We start from the raw sequence: 19,717 nt of genomic DNA, 5'->3' as shown, positions 1-19,717 counted from the left end.
GCAAACAGCACCGCAGGCAAACAACCAAAACCCAACCCCAACAAACCAGAAGCAAATCAAGCAACACCCAAAAAACCAGGCACTCCGACCCAAACGCGCAGGCAAAAAAAATCCCCACACCTCATCAAGCCAAAATGAAATAAGTGAACATCATCGAATCCCTCACCAGCCTGGCAGGCTGGCAACAGCTATACCAGTTGTGGGAGCTCATCCTGCTGGCAATCAAATTCCTGTGGGACGTCCTACGCCTGCTGGGAGGCGGCTAAAACCGCTTGTTGCAAACGGCGGCGAGCCGTCAATTTCTAACAACACTACTAGCTGTAGGAATCCGTAAGGGTTACGATCCTGAAGACGAATTGGCGCGTGTCTGGCCACCGCATAAGCAGTTTTGAACTCGCAAGGCGACGTAAACTGTTCGGGAGGACAGAAACATGCTCAAGCGAATGTTCGGTGCTTCTGTTTTCATGGCCACGCTAGGCCTGCCGCTCGCAACCCACGCCACCGAAGGCGCACTCGGTCGTCCCATTTCAGGCACCAGCGTCAACCCCGATGCCGGCGTCGTTCCACCCGAACCTGACTGGTTCGTCAACCTGTCCGAAATCTACTTCGACGGCTCCATCAGCTCGAGCCGCTCTGTGCCGGTCGCCGGAAAAACCACCCTGGGCCTCGACGCCAAAGTCTCGTTCACGCTCGCCACGCTGCTCAAGGTCTGGGACACCGGCCCCGGACCGTGGAACTTCGCGTCGAGCTTCACGCTGCCGTATGCGTGGACGAGCGCAAGCGCCGCGCTCGGTGTCGGCAACCGCGTCGGCAGCATCCAGCAGAACGCCTCAGGCCTGTTCGACCTGACGTTCGCGCCGATCATCGCCGGATATCACTTTTCGAAAACCGATCACGTTTCGTTGAGTGTCAACATCTGGGCGCCCTCAGGAAAATACGATCCGAGTGACATCGCCAACGTCAGTCTGAATAACTGGACTTTCATTCCCACCGTTGCGTACACCAGCATCGTGCCGTCGCTCGGCATGGAATTCGACGCGACCGCAGGCGTCCAGTTCTACACGCGCAACGCCGCGACGAACTACCAGAACGCGCCGCTCTTCACGCTCGACCTGATGGCGCTCAAACACCTCAGCCACGGGGTCAGCGTGGGCCTCATCGTGGGCACGGTGCAGCAGATCGGCAACGACAGCGGGCCGACCGCCGACAGGCTCAACGGCTTTCGCGGTTACGACTGGTCGATCGGCCCCATCGTGACCTACGACACCAAGATCGCCGGCAAAACACCGCTGAGCCTCGGCCTGCGCTGGGTGCCGACCATCGCGAGCAAGAACCGCCTGTCGAGCACCCCCACGGTGATGGGAAGCGCAACCATCGCCTTTTGAGGCTAGTCGCCGCTGCCCATGAACCATCGGTAATGTTGCCGGCGCTGACCGTTTCGGCCGCCCCGGCAGCGGAGAAACCGCTCTTCGAGATTCCCGTGGATACGTTGTCCCGAGGCGCGGCGCACCGGATCATCGTGATCGATCGCGAGCAGGTCGCGATGGTGTGCCTCCTGCTGGTATGCGCGCTGGCGTTGGTGTGGGCGTATCCGTGGTGGGTCGCTGTGTATCGGCGCGCACGGCGCGCCGTTTGCAAAGCGAAGCGGCGTTACGCCGAAGGTCCCGCGCCTGCCTGGCGCGAACTGCGCCGCGCAATGCGCGAGCATGCATTGCCGCGGGTAATTCCGGCGCTGTACCGCTGGATGGATAGAAGCGCGGAATTCGATCATCCAGCGCGACTGGACGCGCTCGATGCGTCCGCTACCGGAGGCATCGAACCATTACGTGACGCGCTCAACATGCATTACGGCGATGCTTCGCACACGCCGCCCCTTCAATCTCGCGCCACGCAAGACGCATTGCGGCGCGCAGCCCGAGCCGCACGCAAGAAGCGCAATGAAAAACCCGCGCTTCCGCCGTTAAATCAGTACTAAAGCGCCTGTGTCAGCGGCGCGGATTTTGCGAGCAGGCAGTCTTTGAAAAGGAATGCCTGGCAAACGGAGAACGTCAGTTCCCGAACTGGTATTCGTGTGCGCGCACGCGCCGGGTGAGCTTGCGGAAACTGAAGGTGAAACCCGGCCAGATGGCAGTGACCTTGCCACTCCTCGTCTGATAGTAGCTATGGCAGCCGCTCGTCCATACCGTGCGCTGCATGTCGTGTTGCAGACGCGCGTTGAACGCCTGCTGCACGTCAGCGCGCAGATTCATGGTGCGAGCGCCGCGCCGGCGCAGTTCACGCAGGCAGTCGGCTATGTATTGCATCTGCGATTCGATCATGTAGATCATCGAGTTGTGGCCGAGCCCGGTGTTGGGGCCGGCCATCATGAAGAAGTTCGGGAAGTTCGCAATGCTGGTGCCGAGATAGGCTTGCGGCCCATCGCGCAGCCACATCGCACTCAGGTTCGCGTCGCCGAGGCCAGTAACCTCGAACGGCGCGCCGATCTCGTTGACGTGAAAGCCGGTGCCGCAAATGATCGTGTCGACCGGATGATGCACGCCGTCCACGGTGACGATGCCGTCAGCGACAATCTCACGAATACCGTTCGTCACGACCTCGACGTTCGGCTGGCCGAGCGCGGGATAGTAGTCGCTCGAAAGCAGCACGCGCTTGCAGCCAAGCCGGTAGTTCGGCGTGAGGCGCGCACGCAGTGCCGGATCTTTCACGCGCCGCTCCAGATAGCTGAGGCCGAATTTCATCGGATACTTCGTCAGCTTCGGATTGACCACGAAGGCGACGGCGCGCGATTCCAGTTGCCAGTAGATCGCGCTGCGCACGAAGCGCTGCGTGAACGGCAGATGCCGGAACAGCCATTGTTCGCGCGGGCTAACGGGTTTATCGGGCCTTGGCATGATCCACGGCGCGGTGCGTTGAAACAACTTCAGATGCGCGACGCGCGGCTGAATGCGCGGCACGAACTGGATCGCGCTCGCGCCGGTGCCGATCACCGCGACGCGCTTGCCGTCGAGCGGATAGTCATGGTCCCAGCGCGCCGAGTGGAACAGCTTGCCTGCGAAGCTTTCGAGTCCTGCGATCTGCGGCAGGGCCGGCCGCGAGAGCGGCCCGCTCGCGGCGATCACAATATCGGCTTCGACCGTTTCGCGCCGTGTTGCCGCACCGTCATGCCCGATCTCCAGCTGCCAGACCTGCGCCGCTTCATCGAAGCGTGCCGCCGCGATGCGCGCGTGGCAGCGCACGAACGGCGCGATGCCGTACTTGCGTACGCAGTGCTTCAGATAGTCCAGAATCTCGGCTTGCTGGCCGAATGCACGCGACCAGTCGGGCTTCGGCTCGAATGAAAACGAATACAGATGCGAGGGCACGTCGCAGGCGGCACCCGGGTAGGTGTTGTCGCGCCAGGTGCCGCCGATTTCGCCCGCCGCCTCGTAGATCGTGAACGACTCGAGTCCCATTTGCCGCAGCCGGATAGCCATGCCGATACCGGAAAAACCGCTGCCGATAATGGCGATACGTGGCGTAGCAGGCGCGGGCGTCGGCATAAGGCTTACGGTTCCAAAGCAGGAAGGTGAATGAACGTCTACAGTTGTCTACGCTGTACCGCGCAGAGTAGACAACTGTTCCACCTGTCGCACGAATACATCGGCAACGCCGCGCACCGTGAGGCGCTGATCGATTACGCCGAGCGGTTCGTCATCAGGCGGTTTGCGGGGGCGCAGGTGCTTGCGCAGCCACAGCGAAAGCCGCTTTTCGCAAGCGCATAAAAAAGCAGGCTCCGTGATGAACGGAGCCTGCTTATGCCTGCTCCTACGTGCATGATAGTACTGCACTGGCCGGCGCTCGCGGCGAGCAGGGCGCGTAACGATCCGGCTCAGGTATCGTTCCAGCCGCCGGAGTCGTCGCTGCCCATATCGACCCCGCCGCCATTGCCGTCGTCCCAGTTGTTCGACCCCTGGCCGAAGTCGAGGCCGCCACCGTCATTGCCGCTGTTGTCACCACCGCCGCGGCGACGCGTTTCGTCGTCGACGATGACTTCGCGTTCACGGCCCGAATTGAGCGCCTCGCCGAGCAGCACGCCGGTCAGCAGGCCGCCCATGCCGCTACCGAACCCGCCGCCTTGCTGAACGATGACCTGCGGCGGTTGTTGCGGCGGATAAGGATAGGGCGCTTGCGGCGGATTACCGAAACGTTCCGCTTCGCGCGCATAGGCCGAATCGCTCGAGCTGGCACCGGCGGCCGCAGCCGCAGCCGGATCGGGCCGTCCTTCGGCACGCGCCTTCAGGCTGGCGACGCGTTGTTCCAGTTCGTCGAGCTGATACGGCGGCAACGGATTCTTGCCGTTCGACAACGCCTCGACCACGCCGCGCAACTGGTCTTCCGTGCCTTCGACTTCCTTTACCAGCGCCTCATGACCCGGCAGCGTGGAAAGCCGCACGTCGAGCTTCAGCGAACGCACCGCGTTCAGCAGGTCCGTGGCGCGTTTGAGCTGGCTGCGGCGATCGTCGTCGGCCTTCGAATCATCCTGGGTACGGGCGCGGCGCAGTGTCCAGCGCAGCACCAGTGCAATCGCGCCGATCAGCACCACGATGCCGATCCACATGCCCATTGACGGGCCGTGATGTTGCGGTGCTTGCGGTACCATCGCGGACTGCTGCTGCATGGAGTCGCCATTCTGTTGCGCGAACGGATTGCTGGTGTGGCCCGCGGCCGCGCCGCCACGTTCCGCGTCACGGCGGATGCGCGCCTCGGTCTGCGCGAAGCGGGTGGCGTCGGTGAAGCCGATTTGCGGATCGAGCGTCTTGGCCTGCTGGATTTGCGCGAGTGCATCGGCAGAGCGGCCTTCGCGATCCAGCACCTGGCTGTACAGATAGTGCGCACGCGCGTTGTTCGGATGCGCCTGCAGCACTTCGCTCAAGCCTGCGTCGGCTTGCTGCCAGTTGCCCTGCGCCATTGCGGATTCGATCTGCTGGACGGTCGGCACGGCGAAGGCCGCGGCGGACACCAGCATCAGCGACGCGAACGCCGCTGCGAAAAGTTTTTTCATCTATCGACCGGACGGTTTTACGCCCGTCTCCATGGCAATCGATTCTCCGCTGTGACACGCAACGCCGCGCGATAGCCGGCGCTGCGTCACAGCCGGTGTACTGCAGTGTTACTGCGCCGGCGTGTTCAACTGCTTCTTCAATGCTTCGAGACGATCGTCGACCGACGGGCCACGGTTCAGGTCGGCCAGCTTGTCGTCGAGCGCCTTACCGCTTTTCACGTCGGCGGAATTCAGGCGGGCGTCCGAACGGGCATTCGACAAGGCCACCTTGTCTTCCAGCTTCTGAAAATCTTCCGACAGGTTCTTGCCGCCAATGCCGCCCAGCGCTGTAGCCGCGACGTCCTTCGCCTGTGCGATCTGCTGCTTGGCTTGCAGGATGTTCGAGCGCGCGTTGAGGTCGTTGCGGCGCGTACGCATGTCGTCGATCTGGCTCTTGAGCTGCGCAACCGACGGCTCCAGCGTAGTCAGTTCCTTCGCCAGTGCATCGCGTTCGGCTTCGGCCGTCGCTTGTGCACCGAGCGCTTCGCGGGCGAGCGCTTCGTCGCCCGATTGCAGTGCGCGCTTCGCGCCGTCTTCGTATTTCCTCGCCTTGTCGGCGGCAACGTCGCGCTTGCTTTGCTGGGTGGCGACCTGCGCCTGAATCTCGATCAGCGAGTTCTCCGCCTTGGCGATGCTTTCGTCGAGTTCGCGTACGATCTGGCGCGAGTCGCGCGACGGATCCTGTACCGAATCGGCCGCGTCGTTCAGGAGACCTTTGAGCGTGCGCGAGATGCTGTCAAATAGCGACATGAATACCTCCGTAGAATGAAATCGGCGCTGAGTACCTGGCGCACTTAACCGCGTGTGACCACTAGTTTACGCCGCTGCGTGCTGCATTGCCCAGGTAACCGGTGCGCAAATCGGGGCACGCTTGCCAATTGCAAGAGCGGCGCCGCAAATTGTCCGGCTGCCAGATGACGTTCGGAGGTCCGCGCGCAAAGCGGGCAGCCAGGGCCTCAGTTGCTGGCGGATATTACACCACGGCATCTCTTAAAAACGTCTTAAGGGTGTGCTTCCTGAGCGTTTCAAGCGGCAGGTGTGCCGATTGGCTCGCGCAATATTTCAAGCTTCGTGAACAGCGGCGCGCAATGCGTCCAAGCGGATGAAACTGCGGCGACGAGGCGTGCCTGCGTGCATGTTTCGCAAATGCACGCACGCACCGCGCCGATGGATCGGGAAAGGCACAGGGCCTTCATTGCAGCCGTGCGCGAATGTGTCGCACGCAGCATGTTGCGCGGCCGTTGGTATGCGCGTGACCTTTCAATGCCGAAAGCGTCGTGCGCGGTTGATGCGTGCGCAACCTGTCGCGCGGCTGCTGCACGCCGTCAAGCGAAGCGTCCATCCTCAGCGGTCGGATCGCTGCGCGAGTCGTCTTCATCGCGCGGGGTGTCGATACGCACGCGCCGCCGCAGCACGGGCTGGATGGCGGGCAGTTCTGCATCTTTTGTGGCTTTTGCGTTGCCGGCGTCGGCCGAGCGCGCAAATGTCGCGGCCTCGGCCGCGGTGACGCGCGCGACCACTTCGGCTTCGGCAATCGCTTCCTCTTCTTCGGGCGTGCGCACGAGTGCGGCGAGCACGTCGGCGGGTAGCAGGGGTTCGCTTGCCGGCCGGGCGTCCGCGGGCTTTGCCGCAGCCGCGTTTTTCTTCGCTACGGCGGGAAGTGCGGCCGGGGCATGGCGCGTGCCGTTCGCCACCCGTTGCAGCGCTTCGTTGAGCGCGTCCGGCTCGCGCGGGGCGCGCAGCCGGTCGACGATGCTCGCCGCTTTAACCGGTTCGCTGGTGGCGCCGAAGCTCAGCACCGCGCGCCGCATCAGTTCGCTGACGCTGATGCCGAGTTGTTCCGCGCTCGCGGCAATGGCGCGTTTCTGGGCGGGTGTCACGAAGACGACGATGCGTTCGCTGGGCTTGTTCATTGTCTGCTCGCGTACTTGTTGGCGTCGAACGGCTGATTATGGCGCGCGGCCGCGCCGAATCGCGGCGCGACAGTCCATCATAAGGCGAGTTGCGCCGCTGCGAAACGGGCGCCGCATGAAAATCCCGTGACATCAAAGGCTTGTCGGCTTTACGGGGGGCTTGTCCACAGGCCTTTCAACATCTTCTGTTGATAACTAGGGCACGCCATGTAATGGGGCTTTCGCACCGGTCAGGGAACCATTTCGAGGGAATTCTTACAAAAAAACTGCCTTGGGCCGCGCTTGATTTCTTTAAAATGCGCTGTTACGTTGCGCGGGGCGCCCTTTGTGCGGGGCGCTCTCTGCGCGGGGCATCTTCCCTCTGGCCGGCCCCGTCCAGGCTGCACCCTCCCGGGCGCGCCGAGTGGCCGCCGGGGCGTCGGGCCGCGTGGTGGAATTCGCCGCCTGCAGACAGGCGTGGAGTGATGCGCCAATTATTCGAGTATGCCAATCATCAAACGACCGCAATCCTCAAGTTCTCCGGGTGGTGAAGACCGGGACCCTTATCACCGCAATCCAGGACGCAATGACGCTGCGCGCGAAAGCGCCGGCCGTTCGCTCGGTGCGCGCATTGCGCTCACCTTCGTCGGCCTGATCGCGACCATTCTGGTCGTCGGCGCGCTGATCCTCGGTTATGCGCTGGTCGTGATGGGGCCGCAATTGCCGTCGCTCGACGCGCTCACGGACTACCGTCCGAAGGTGCCGTTGCGCGTTTACACGGCGGATCACGTGCTGATCGGCGAATTCGGCGAAGAGCGCCGCAATCTCGTGCGCTTCCAGGACATTCCGGACCAGATGAAGAAGGCCGTGCTCGCGATCGAAGACTATCGCTTCTATGAGCATGGCGGCGTCGACTTCGTCGGCATTCTGCGGGCCGGCTCGGCCGACCTGCTGCACGGCGGCGCTTCGCAAGGGGCGAGCACCATCACCATGCAGGTGGCGCGCAACTTCTTCCTGTCAAGCGAAAAGACCTACACGCGTAAAGTCTATGAAATGCTACTCGCGTACAAGATCGAACGCGCGCTGACCAAGGATCAGATTCTCGAGCTGTACATGAATCAGATCTATCTGGGCGAGCGCGCGTACGGCTTCTCCGCCGCGGCACGGGTGTATTTCGGCAAGGATCTGAAGGACCTGTCGCTCGCGGAATGCGCGATGCTGGCCGGCTTGCCGAAGGCGCCGTCCGCGTATAACCCGGTCGTCAATCCGAAGCGCGCGAAGATCCGTCAGGAATACATCCTGAAGCGCATGCTCGATCTGAGGTACATCTCGCAGGATCAGTACGACGCGGCCGTCAAGGAAGAGATTCACACCAAGAATCCGGGCAACGAGTACAGCGTGCACGCTGAATACGTCGCGGAAATGGTCCGTCAGATGATGTACGCGCAATACAAGGACGAGACGTATACGCGCGGCCTGAACGTGATCACCACGATCGATTCCGCGGATCAGGACGCCGCGTATCACTCGGTGCGCAAGGGCGTGATGGATTACGAGCGCCGTCACGGCTATCGCGGACCGGAAGGTTTCGTGGAATTGCCGGCGCCCGGCGACGATCGCGACCAGGCCATCGACGACGCGCTGACCGATCACCCGGACAACGGCGAAATCGTCGCGGCGGTGGTGACCTCGGCGAGTCCGAAAGAGGTGCAGGCACAGTTCGTCGACGGCACGCAGGCCACCATCAGCGGCGACGGCTTGCGCTTCGTCGCCACCGCGCTGAGCCCGCGCGCCACCGCGGCGCAGCGCATCAAGCCGGGTTCGATCATCCGCCTTGCGGCCGACGACCAGGGCAACTGGCAGATCACGCAATTGCCGCAGGTGGAGGGCGCGCTGGTGTCGCTCACGCCGCAGGACGGCGCGATTCGCGCGCTGATCGGCGGCTTCGACTTCAACAAGAACAAGTTCAACCACGTGACGCAAGCGTGGCGTCAGCCGGGTTCGAGCTTCAAGCCGTTCATCTATTCGGCCGCGCTCGACAAGGGCCTCGGACCGGCGACGATCATCAACGACGCGCCGCTTTATTTCCCGCCGAGCACGCCGGGCGGCGACGCCTGGGAGCCGAAGGACGACGACCAGCCGGACGGTCCGATGCCGATGCGCCTCGCGCTGCAGAAGTCGAAGAATCTCGTGTCGATCCGGATCCTGTCGTTCATCGGCACCAGATACGCCCAGGATTTCGTGACGCAGCGCTTCGGTTTCGACGCCGATAAGACGCCGCCGTATCTGCCGATGGCGCTGGGTGCGGGACTGGTGACGCCGCTGCAATCGGCCGGGGCGTATTCGGTCTTTGCCAACGGCGGCTACCGGATCAATCCTTACCTGATCAGCGAAGTGACCGACGCGCACGGCCAGCCGATTTCGAAAGCCCAGCCGTTGACGGCGGGGCGCGATGCACCGCGCACCATCGACCCGCGCAACGCCTACATCATGAACAGCCTGTTGCACTCGGTGGCGACGGCGGGCACGGGCGCGGGCACCAACGTGCTGCATCGTTCCGACCTGCAGGGCAAGACGGGTACCACGAACGACGCCAAGGACGGCTGGTTTGCGGGGTATCAGCAGTCGCTCGTGGCGGTCGCGTGGATGGGCTACGACCAGCCGAAGAGCCTCGGCAGCCGTGAATTCGGCGCGCAGCTTGCGTTGCCGATCTGGGTGGACTACATGCAGCGCGCCTTGCGTGGCGTGCCGCAGGCCGAACCCGACATGCCCGACACCGTGACCCAGGTCGACGGCGAGCTGTTTTACAAGGACGTGACGCCGGGTAACGGCTTCGTCGCCAGCATCGGCCTCGACTCGGCCAATCCGCTGGCGGGCGCCAGCGACGCGGTGGGCGGTGTGGGTCCCGCGGGCATGACGCCGCCGGCGCCGCCGCCGAACGTTTCGTCGGGCGAGAAGCAGCAGATCATGGACCTCTTCGAATCGAACAAGCCGTAATGCTGCGGGCGCGTCCCGGGTCGCAACGACCGGGACGCGCCGCTTCTGCTGTTTGAGGCGTTTCTGCCGCGTCTCCCGGTGGTCTTCCATAAGCGCCCGCGCTCGATCCCGCCATCTTCGCGCGCTTCTGTAAAAGCGCGCGCCATCTATTTCACACCGCTTCAGCTTCCCCTCAGTTACGGTGTGATCAAATGTAATGATGTTGCTTTTACCGGTCGGGCCTCATCAGGTAAAAGCGGTATAAGATTCCAGCCGGCCTCACTCACCCCTCCATCTCGCGCGTATCGCGAGCGGGCCTGTTTCCCGTCTTAAGCGCAGCGCGCTACCCGGTTTCGACGCGCGCGCCAGTCACTTCGTCCATCTGTTCATGGGAGCAGCGGCGAAGGATTTGCCACACAGCACTCAACCGGGATTTCCGTGAAAAGTCGAATACTCATCTGTCTGATGACAGGACTGCTGCGCGTCTTCGCATTCCTGCCGTACGGCGTCGTCGCGCGCTTCGGCAGCGGGCTGGGCGCGCTGTTGTACCGCATTCCCAGCTCGCGGCGCCGGGTCGTGCATACCAATCTGAAGCTGTGCTTCCCCGACATGAGCGACGACGATCGCGAGCGGCTCGCGCGCGCGCATTTCTGCCATGTGATTCGTAGCTACGTCGAGCGTGGGCCGCAATGGTTCGGTAATGCAAGTGCGATCTCGCGGCTGGTGGAAGTGGAGAGCGCAATCGATCTCAGCGAGGCCAATACCCAGCCGACGATTTTCGTCGGCTTTCACTTTGTCGGGATCGAAGCCGGCTGCATGATGTATTCGACGCGACATCCGGTTGCGTCGTTGTACACGCCCATGTCGAACGCGTTGATGGATGCGATGGCGCGGCGCCAGCGCGCCCGCTTCGGCACCGAGATGATTCCGCGCGGCGACAGCGTGCGGCGTGCGTTGCGCGTGCTGCGCGACGGCAAGCCGGTGATGCTGGCGGCGGACATGGATTTCGGTTTGCGTGACTCGGTGTTCGTGCCGTTTTTTGGTGTGCCCGCGTGCACGCTTACTTCGGTCTCGCGCCTCGCAAAGGCGAGCAACGCGCGCGTGGTGCCGTTCATCACCGAAGTCCTGCCGGACTATCGTGGCTACAAGCTGACTATCTTCGAACAGCTAAGCAACTTTCCGTCCAACGATGTATCGAGCGACGCACTTCGCATTACCGAATTTCTCGAGGCGCAGGTGCGGCGAATTCCGGCGCAATATTACTGGGTGCATAAGCGCTTCAAGCATCGGCCGGTGGGTGAGCCGGCGGTGTATTGAGGCGGGGGCAGAGCGTCTCGAAGCACCAGCGGGCGCCCGGCTAGTGCGGGCGGGCGCCGTGGTCGCGGCTTCTGGCCTGACTCTCATTGTGCCTGCTGGTCGCGCGTGACGCCGTCTGTCTGCGCAGTGACGGACGACGCAGTGTCAGAAGCTCCAGCCGAACCCGTCGTCTTGTCAGCCACCGGCGGCGTGCCCATGGCCTGAAACAACGCCGCCGTATCCGTAAGCCGCGCACTCGTATAGCGGATCTCGTCGAGCTGCGCATTGCGGAACTGCTGCTCGCTCGAGCGCGCCGCCGAAACCGGCACCGCGCCCAGCCGGTACCGCGCCGCGGTCTCATCCGAAATTCCTTGCGCGGCGCGCGCAGCGACATTCGACGCATCCAGCGCTTGCGCGTCATGTTCGAGGGCCGCGAGCGAATCGGCCACATTCTGAAACGCCGTCAGCACCGTCTGCTTGTACTGCTCGGTGGCGGCATCGTAGGTCGCAAGCGCGGCGCGGCGTTGCGCGAGCAGCGCGCCGCCATGGAAGATCGGCTGCGATAGCGAACCGGCAATCGACCAGATCGCGCCCGCGCCGGAGAGGGCTGCCGGCCAGCTAAAACCGCCTTGCCCCATCGACGCGCTCAGCGACAGGCTCGGATACATCTGCGCCGTCGCCACGCCCACCTCGGCGGCCGCCGCCTTGAGCGCCGCATCAGCGGCCTGGATATCGGGGCGCGCGCGCAGCAGTTCCGACGGCACCACCACCGGCACCTGCTCGGGCACATGAAGTTGCGCCAGATCGAGGTCTGCGGGCGCGGCATCGGGCGTGCGGCCCATCAGGACCGCGAGCGCATGACGCGTGGTGGCCCACTGCTGCCGCAACCCGGGCAGACTGGCTGACAGCGACGCTGCGCTTTGTTGTGCGCTCAACACATCCGCGTGCGAGACCGCACCGAGCTCGAAGCGGCGGGACGTGTCGCGCGCCTGATCGTTGGCCAGCGCGACGAGCCGTTCAGTGGTGTCGATTTGCGCATGCAGCGCCGCCGCCGTGAGCGCCGCCGTGACGATATTCGCCGCCAGCGCGCGGCGCGCCGATTCCAGCTGATACACCTGCACGTTCACGCGCGAGGCGAGCGCCGCATTGGCGAGGCGCGACGCGCCGAACAGGTCGATCGTGTATTGCGCCTGCAGTTGCCCGACGAACGTGTTGTATAGAAACGTGTTCGGCCCGATTTCGGGAATCGCGAGCGCGCGTTGCCGCGCAGCCTGGCCGCCGGCGTCGATGCTGGGCAGCATCGAACTGCCGATCTGCGCCCGCAATTGCTCGCGGGCGGCCGTCAGGCTCTTGTCCGTGGCGGCGAGCGTCGGACTGTTGCGCAATCCTTCGTCAACCAGCGCATTCAGGGCATCGGACTGGTAGAGACGCCACCACGTCGGCACCGGTTGCGCATGCGCCACGAATTGCTGCGTGACGCCCTGCGCGGGCACCGTCTGCGCGGGTTGTGGCTCGGCGCCGTAGTGAGCCGGTTCGGGCATCGCCGGCGGCTTGCCGTTCGGGCCGAATGAGCAGGCAGCGAGCAGCATGGCGGTGCCGCTGATCGTGATGGCCGCGGCAAACCGCTCGCGCCGCGTACGGGGAGCACGCTTCGCGTGTTCGAAGACAGACAAAGAAGTCGCCATGATCAATTCCCCGAATGCGGCGCTTGCAACGCCTGCGCGGGCGGTTCGCGTTCATCGCCGCGCACCCGGAAGGACACTGCGTACAGCGCCGGCAGATAGAACAGCGTCAGCACGGTCGCGCTCGTGATGCCGCCCATCAGCGCGGTCGCCATCGGTCCGAAAAAATTCGAGCGCAACAGCGGAATCAGCGCCAGCACCGCCGCCGCCGCGGTCAGCGTGATAGGGCGAAAGCGCCGCACGGTGGCGCCGACGATCGCATCAAAACGTTTGTGCCCGCCGGCGATGTCCTGCTCGATCTGGTCGACCAGAATCACCGAGTTGCGCATGATGATGCCGAACATCGCGATCACGCCGAGCATCGCGACAAAGCCGAACGGCTGGCCGAAAAGAAGCAACGTGGCCACGACACCGATCAAGCCGAGCGGTGCGGTCAGCACCACCATCAGGACACGCGCAAAGCTTTGCAGCTGGATCATCAGGAGCGTGAGCACGGCGATGACCATGATCGGCATCTGGGCGTTGATCGACGTCTGACCCTTGCCGCTTTCTTCCACGGAACCGCCCACCTCGATCCGGTAGCCGACCGGCAAGCTGGCGCGGATCTGGCTCAATGCCTTGTCGACGCTATGGGTCACGTCGATGCCCTGGGCGTTGGCGGTGACGTCCGACTGCACGGTGATGGTCGGTTGCCGGTCGCGTTCCCAGATCACGCCGTATTCGAGGTCGTAGCGCACATGGCCTAGCGTGCCGAGCGGCACCGGACCGTTCGGCGTGGGCATCGCCAGCGTGATGAGTTGCGCGGGGTCGACGCGTTCCGTTTTCGGCGCGCGCAGATCGACGCTGATCAGTTTGTCGCGCTCGCGGTATTGCGTGACGGTGTAGCCGGACAATGTCATGGCGAGGAAGCTCGACACGTCGTCCGAGCTCACGCCCAGCTCGCGCGCCTTCTTCTGATCGATCTCGAAGCGCACCGAACGTTCGGCGGGCTCGTCCCAATCGAACTGGACATTGGTGGTGCGGCGGTCTGCCCGCATCGTCGCGGCGACACGCTCGGCAATGGAGCGCACGGTGGTGATATCGTCGCCGCTCACGCGAAACTGCACGGGGTAGCCAACCGGCGGCCCGTTTTCGAGGCGTGACAAACGCGTGCGGATCGCCGGGAACTGATTGCGCAATTCCGGCTCGAGCCACTGGGCGAGTTTTTCGCGCTCCTTGACCGACTTCGCGGTGATCACGAACTGCGCGAAATTCGGCTGCTGCAATTGCTGATCCAGCGGCAGGTAAAAGCGCGGCGCGCCGGTGCCGACGAAGTCCACGGAGTGATCGATCTCCGGGCGGCCAAGCAGCGCCTTTTCGAGCCGCTGCACTTGCCGCAGCGTAGCGTCGAACGACGCGCCTTCGGGTAGCCGCACGTCGACCAGCAGCTCAGGCCGGTCCGAGCTCGGAAAGAACTGCTGCGGCACCAGCGTGAAGCCGAGCAGCGACACCACGAAAAGCGCAACGGTGATGGCGAGCACGACGAAGCGCCGCTCGACACACCAGCTGATCCAGCCGCGCAGCCGCTGATAGAAACGCGTGTCGTAGATGTCATGCTCGTAGTCGTGCGCCTCATGTTGCTGGCGCTTGCGCTCGGGGAGCATGTGATAGCCGAGCAGCGGAATCAGCACGACAGCGGCCAGCCACGAGGCGATCAGGGCAATCGCCGACACTTCGAAAATGGAGCGCGTGTATTCGCCGGTGCTCGATTTGGCGAGAGCGATCGGCAGGAAGCCCGACACGGTGACGAGCGTGCCGGTGAGCATCGGAAACGCCGTGCTGGTGTAGGCATAGGCGGCCGCGCGCGTGCGGTTCCAGCCCTGTTCGAGCTTCACCGACATCATCTCGACCGCGATGATCGCGTCGTCCACGAGGAGCCCGAGCGCCAGCACCAGCGTGCCGAGCGACACCTTGTGCAGGCCGATATCGAACAGATACATGCACAGCGCCGTGACCGCGAGCACCACCGGAATCGCAATCACGACCACCATGCCGGTGCGCACGCCCAACGATACGAGGCTCACCACCAGCACGATGGCAATCGCTTCGGCAACCGCTTCGAGAAAGTCGTCGACCGACTTCGCCACCGCATGCGGCATGCTCGAGACTTCGACGAGCTGCAAACCTGCCGGCAAATACGAGCGCAGCACGGCGGACTGCTGGTCGAGGGCCTTGCCGAGCTGGATCACGTCGCCGCCGGGCTGCATGGTCACGCCAATCCCGAGCACCGCCTTGCCGCCGTAGCGCATCTGCGTGGCCACCGGATCGTCGTAGCCACGCCTGATAGTGGCGATATCGCCGAGCCGGAACGAGCGGCCGTTGATGCGGATCAGCGTGTCGGCGAGCGCGTTGACGTCCTTGAACTGGCCGGTCGGGCGCACGAAGACGCGGTCGTCCAGCGTGGTCAGCGTGCCGGCCGGCGACACGCTGTTCTGCGAGTTGATGGCCTGCGCGATCTGCTGCGGCGAGACGTTCAGCCGCGTCAATTGCGTATTGGCAATTTCAATGTAGATGTGCTGGTCGGGGTCGCCGAAATAATCCACCTTGGCCACGCCCGGCACACGCAGCAGCACCGTGCGCAGTTCGTCCGCGTAGTCGTGCAGTTGCGCGGCAGAAAAGCCATCGCCTTCGAGCGTGTAGATGTTGGTGTAGACATCGCCGAACTCGTCGTTGAAGTACGGCCCTTGAATGCCTTGCGGCAAGGTGGCGGTGATGTCGCCCACTTTCTTGCGCACCTGGTACCAGGTTTGCGGCACCTCCTTGACGGGCGCCGAGTCCTTCATCGTAAAGAACATCAGTGATTCGCCGGGCCGTGAATAGCTGCGCACGAAGTCGATGTACGGGGTTTCCTGCAGTTTGCGGCCAATCCGGTCGGTCACCTCCTCCTGCACCTGACGCGCGGTGGCGCCTGGCCAGAAGGTGCGGATCACCATCACGCGGAACGTGAACGGCGGATCTTCGGACTGCGCGAGCTTCGTGTAGGCGAGGATGCCGAACGCGGTCGCGAGAGCGATCAGAAACACCACCAGCGCCTGATGCCGCAGCGCCCACGCGGACAGGTTGAAGCGTCCTTCTTCGTGGGTCGTGCTCATGAAGCGAAATCCTCGGGATGCAGCGGCGCGATGGCGTGCACCTTTTCGCCGTTGGTGACGGTGTGGACGCCTTGCAGCACGACGCGCTCGCCGTCCTTCAGGCCCGCGGAGAGGGCGACCGTCCTTTCGCCGTAGCGGGCGACCTGCACGCGGCGCAGTTCGAGCACGTCGTCGCCGGGACGCACGACCCAGACGGCGGGTTCCGGGCCGTCGTGAAAGAGGGCGGTAGCGGGCAGCGTGAACGACGTCGCGGCTGCAGTCGCCGAATTGCCCGGGGTGAGCGCGACATCCGCGGTCATACCGAGGCGCACGTCGGGGCCGGCATTGAGCAGCGTGAGATTGGCCCGATAGGTGCGGCTCTGCGGATCGGCCGCCGGCGACAGTTCGCGCACGCGGGCGGTGAACGTGCGGCCGGGCAGCGCCGCCATCGTGACCCGGGCAGTCTGGCCGACGCCCAGCGCGGCCAGACTGCTCTCCGGTACGTCGACGACCACGTCGATATCGCCGCTCCACGCGAGGTTGTAGACCGCTTGTCCCGCCGACACGTTCTGCCCGGTCTGCGCCTGTTCGGCGGTGATCACGCCCGCGTGATCGGCGGCCAGGTCGGTGTACTGCAGCTGGTTCTTCGCCAGCGCCAGCTGTTGCACGGCCTGATCGCGCTGTGCCGCGGCGGACGCGTACGTGTTGGTGGTCTGTTCGAGTTGCGCGGCCGAGATCAGATTTTCACGTGCCTGCGCCTGATCGCGATCCAGTTGCTGCTTTGCATAGACGAGACCGTGCTGCACGGCATCGAGTTGTGCCTGGGCGCTGGCGGCGTTCTTTTGCGCGTCGGCCGGGTCGAGACGGGCGACGATCTGGCCGATCTTCACGGTGTCGCCGAGCCGCACGCGCCGCTCGATGATCTTGCCGGCGATCCGGAACGACAGCGGCGTCGAATAGCGCGCCTCCACTTCGCCCGGCAAGCTGGCCGAGAGGGCGTTGCCGTCCGCATGCACGACGCTGGCGACCACTGGACGAGGCGCCGGCGCTGCTGCGGGGTGCTGATGACAGGCAGCCAGCAGCACGCTGCTGGCGAGCGCAACAACGAGTGCCGCGCGGCGCGCACGCTGATGAGACTGTTTGCGCATCACTTGCGATGCGCGACAACCGGGACGATTCACGATGACCCCAATCAGGAAACGGCAAACGATCGTGGCAAGCAACAGCGGCCGGCCGACGCAGGACATGGCAACGAAGACCACAACAGACCGTTGCTTCAAATGATGAGTTGCATTCTAATACACACCTGTATCTGAATGTGTAGTTGTATCAGAATTTCCGGGTGCTAAACTTGCCGCCATGAAACGCCAACGACTGACACGCGAACAGAGCAAAGACCAGACGCGCCTGCGTCTGCTCGATGCCGCGCAAGCGATTTTTATGAAGAAAGGGTTCGTGGCGGCCAGTGTCGAAGACATTGCCGCGGCGGCCGGGTACACGCGCGGCGCGTTCTATTCGAACTTCCGCAGCAAGCCGGAGCTGTTTCTCGAATTGCTGCGCCGCGATCACGAAACCATGCAGGCGGGGCTACAGGCCATCTTCGAAGAGGGAGGTACGCGCGAGGCGATGGAAGCGCGCGTGCTGGCCTACTACAGCCAGTTGCACCGCGAGAACAAATGCTTCCTGCTATGGGTGGAGGCGAAACTGCTGGCGGTGCGCGACGGCCGCTTCCGGGTGCGCTTCAACGCGTTCCTCCACGAGAAGCTGGAACAGCTGGCCGCCTATATTCGCCAGTTTTCGGAGCTGGTGGGCACGCCGCTGCCGCTGCCGGCGGAAACGCTGGCGATGGGTTTGATGGGACTGTGCGACGGCGTGCAGTTCTTTTACACGGTCGATCCGCAGAACGTCTCGAGCGAGGCGGCGGAGTCGGTGCTGGAGGGGTTTTTCGCGCGCGTGGTGTTCGGGCGCGATCCGCGCTAGGCGGGCTGCGTGCGGCTGACCGGCTGGGTCGACAGCCGCCCGGGTATCTGAGCGGGCGGCTGCCAGCCGATCAGTCCATCGGGAAATTGGCGCAGGTATTGGCGGCCGGCGAGGCGCAGGCGAACGAATATTCGCCGCTCCATTGCATGGCGGTCTTGCCGGCTTGCAGCACGATCTTGACGTCGGGGTCACGCTCGTACGCGATAAATCCGGAGCACGCAACTGCGGACATTACGACTAGCGAGAACGCGATTTTTTCGAAAACCTGAAAACGTTGTGGCATGGCGATATCTTCCTTTCGCCTGCAATGATATCTTATATTAGGGTTTTCACCTAGGCCTCCAGGCGCAAAATTGTTGCGTCGCAGCGCGGCAGTTTGCGCGCCATTCATCCGACGTCGTCCCGGCGTCCATCCTCCCGGTCCGGCTTCCATTCCGTCTGAATAGCAAAACTGACCGTTTTGCCATCTTCGGGTCAGGATTGGGCCATGAGCGCTCTATAGAATCGATTCCGTTGGGCAAGCCTTGGTGCGAGCGACTTGCAGCGCGGGTTTCGGGCGCGCAGTCCGTCGTCACTGTGCGATGTCACCCGCTTGTAGTCATTGGCTTGCGTAGTCGCCGGAGTGCGAGGGGTGTTGTCGCGCGGGCGTTCGTTGGCTTAGCAGGAACAGGCAGGAGTGGCTCCATGAATCATTTGCAGTCGATGAGAGTGTTCGTCAAAGTGGCGGACCTCGGCAGCTTCGCCCGCACTGCCGGCGCGATGGGTATTTCCACCGCAGTCGTCACCCGGCACGTTGCCGACCTCGAAGAGCGCCTCGGCACGCGGTTGCTCAACCGGACCACCCGCAGCCAGTCGCTGACGGAGTCGGGCCGCGTCTACCTCGAGCGCGTGCGCCCGATTCTCGACGACCTCGAAGGTGTCGAGCAGATGGTGGTAGCGCGCAATCATGAACCGGTCGGTACCCTGCGCATCGTCGCGCCCGTGGTGTTCGGGCTGCACAATTTCGCGCCGGTGCTGCAATCGTATGCACAGCGGTATCCGAACGTCGTGCCGGACGTCACGCTGGTCGATCGCCATGTCGATCTCGTCGAAGAAGGGTTCGACGTCGGCGTGCTGATTGCACGCCAGATGCGCAGCGCGAGCATCGTCACGCGGCGCCTGACCACCGGCCATATGACGGTGTGCGCCACGCCGGCTTATCTGGCAAGGCACGGCGCGCCCAGCCGCCCCGAACAGTTGCAGGATCATCCGAGTCTGTCGCTGCCGTCCGAATATGGCGGCGACGAGCGCGTGTTCACCGCGCTCGACGGCAAAAGCGAAGTGCGCGTGCGGCCGGTCAACGCGATCGTCGCGAACAATACGGAAATGCTGCGGCAGTTCGCCTTGCTCGGGATGGGCATCGCCATCCTGCCGAGCTATCTGATCAATGGCGACCTGGAGAGCGGCCGGCTGATGCGCCTGCTCGGCGACTACCGTCTGCCGCAGGTCGAAGTCACGATTGCGTATCCGAGCCGGCATCATCTGCCGGCCAAGGTGCGCACTTTCATCGACCATCTGGTCGAGCATTTCAGTCAGCATGCGGGCCCGGGCGCTCCGGACGAGTCGCTGAATCGCCAGGGTGCCGCCCAGGCCAAGCGTGCGATGACCGCGAACGAATCGGCCCCAGCCACCTACGACGAGGTCGAAACGACCACGGCGACG

Annotated in this window: 14 protein-coding genes and 1 pseudogene; 7 read left to right on the top strand and 8 right to left on the bottom strand. The window is 63.8% G+C overall.

Annotated elements, in window-relative coordinates:
* Nucleotides 1-143: 143 nt before the first annotated feature.
* The 3 genes from VGH41_RS04505 (at nucleotide 144) to VGH41_RS04495 (ending at nucleotide 1,975) form a co-directional block, all read left to right on the top strand.
* Nucleotides 144-266 (top strand): hypothetical protein, encoded by a 123-nt coding sequence (locus VGH41_RS04505; protein WP_331596140.1) that lies wholly within the window; start codon nucleotides 144-146, stop codon nucleotides 264-266.
* A 165-nt stretch (nucleotides 267-431) separates the two neighbouring features.
* Nucleotides 432-1,385, top strand: coding sequence for a SphA family protein (locus VGH41_RS04500; protein ID WP_414696603.1), 954 nt, complete (start codon nucleotides 432-434; stop codon nucleotides 1,383-1,385).
* A gap of 95 nt (nucleotides 1,386-1,480) precedes the next feature.
* Entirely contained in the window at nucleotides 1,481-1,975 is a 495-nt protein-coding gene (locus VGH41_RS04495) for a hypothetical protein (RefSeq protein WP_331596136.1), read from the top strand.
* Between the two features lie 73 nt (nucleotides 1,976-2,048).
* On the opposite strand, the gene VGH41_RS04490 is transcribed toward VGH41_RS04495, so the two are convergent.
* From VGH41_RS04490 to VGH41_RS04470, 4 genes are all read right to left on the bottom strand, one after another.
* Nucleotides 2,049-3,539, bottom strand: a complete 1,491-nt coding sequence (locus VGH41_RS04490) for an NAD(P)/FAD-dependent oxidoreductase (RefSeq protein WP_331596135.1) — start codon at nucleotides 3,537-3,539, stop codon at nucleotides 2,049-2,051.
* A gap of 329 nt (nucleotides 3,540-3,868) precedes the next feature.
* On the bottom strand, nucleotides 3,869-5,041 hold the full coding sequence (locus VGH41_RS04480) for a tetratricopeptide repeat protein (RefSeq protein WP_331596134.1): 1,173 nt from the start codon (nucleotides 5,039-5,041) through the stop codon (nucleotides 3,869-3,871).
* Between the two features lie 108 nt (nucleotides 5,042-5,149).
* Nucleotides 5,150-5,830 (bottom strand): PspA/IM30 family protein, encoded by a 681-nt coding sequence (locus VGH41_RS04475; RefSeq protein WP_331596133.1) that lies wholly within the window; start codon nucleotides 5,828-5,830, stop codon nucleotides 5,150-5,152.
* 575 nt (nucleotides 5,831-6,405) lie between these two features.
* Nucleotides 6,406-6,993 (bottom strand): plasmid mobilization protein, encoded by a 588-nt coding sequence (locus tag VGH41_RS04470; protein ID WP_331596132.1) that lies wholly within the window; start codon nucleotides 6,991-6,993, stop codon nucleotides 6,406-6,408.
* A gap of 483 nt (nucleotides 6,994-7,476) precedes the next feature.
* Between VGH41_RS04470 and VGH41_RS04465 the strand changes: the two genes are divergently transcribed.
* Both VGH41_RS04465 and VGH41_RS04460 read left to right on the top strand, forming a co-directional pair.
* A complete protein-coding gene (locus tag VGH41_RS04465; protein WP_331596131.1) occupies nucleotides 7,477-9,969 on the top strand; it encodes a penicillin-binding protein 1A in 2,493 nt (830 codons plus the stop codon).
* Between the two features lie 417 nt (nucleotides 9,970-10,386).
* Nucleotides 10,387-11,265: a lipid A biosynthesis lauroyl acyltransferase gene (locus VGH41_RS04460; RefSeq protein ID WP_331596130.1), complete on the top strand. Its 879-nt coding sequence runs from the start codon at nucleotides 10,387-10,389 to the stop codon at nucleotides 11,263-11,265.
* Between the two features lie 83 nt (nucleotides 11,266-11,348).
* Here the strand turns inward: VGH41_RS04460 and VGH41_RS04455 are convergent, their stop codons facing one another.
* The 3 genes from VGH41_RS04455 to VGH41_RS04445 form a co-directional block, all read right to left on the bottom strand.
* Complete coding sequence (locus VGH41_RS04455; RefSeq protein WP_331596138.1) at nucleotides 11,349-12,833, bottom strand: efflux transporter outer membrane subunit; 1,485 nt, start codon at nucleotides 12,831-12,833, stop codon at nucleotides 11,349-11,351.
* 98 nt (nucleotides 12,834-12,931) lie between these two features.
* The gene (locus VGH41_RS04450) at nucleotides 12,932-16,057 is read right to left on the bottom strand and encodes an efflux RND transporter permease subunit (protein WP_331596129.1); all 3,126 of its coding nucleotides are present in this window, start codon (nucleotides 16,055-16,057) and stop codon (nucleotides 12,932-12,934) included.
* Nucleotides 16,054-17,184 (bottom strand): efflux RND transporter periplasmic adaptor subunit, encoded by a 1,131-nt coding sequence (locus VGH41_RS04445; protein WP_331596128.1) that lies wholly within the window; start codon nucleotides 17,182-17,184, stop codon nucleotides 16,054-16,056. The genes VGH41_RS04450 and VGH41_RS04445 overlap by 4 nt, the downstream gene beginning before the upstream one ends.
* 211 nt (nucleotides 17,185-17,395) lie before the next feature.
* Here VGH41_RS04445 and VGH41_RS04440 point away from each other — a divergent pair, with 211 nt between their 5' ends.
* Nucleotides 17,396-18,016 (top strand): TetR/AcrR family transcriptional regulator, encoded by a 621-nt coding sequence (locus VGH41_RS04440; RefSeq protein WP_331596127.1) that lies wholly within the window; start codon nucleotides 17,396-17,398, stop codon nucleotides 18,014-18,016.
* A 70-nt stretch (nucleotides 18,017-18,086) separates the two neighbouring features.
* Here the strand turns inward: VGH41_RS04440 and VGH41_RS04435 are convergent, their stop codons facing one another.
* Nucleotides 18,087-18,299 carry a hypothetical protein gene (locus VGH41_RS04435; protein WP_331596126.1) on the bottom strand — a complete coding sequence of 71 codons (213 nt, stop codon included), beginning with the start codon at nucleotides 18,297-18,299 and terminating at the stop codon, nucleotides 18,087-18,089.
* 401 nt (nucleotides 18,300-18,700) lie between these two features.
* Between VGH41_RS04435 and VGH41_RS04430 the strand changes: the two are divergent.
* A pseudogene (locus VGH41_RS04430) lies at nucleotides 18,701-19,645 on the top strand (LysR family transcriptional regulator); the annotation flags it as partial.
* Nucleotides 19,646-19,717: the final 72 nt, after the last annotated feature.

The organism is Paraburkholderia sp. (assembly GCF_036488795.1).
GTDB lineage: Bacteria > Pseudomonadota > Gammaproteobacteria > Burkholderiales > Burkholderiaceae > Paraburkholderia.
This window is presented reverse-complemented; position numbering and strand designations above follow the sequence as displayed.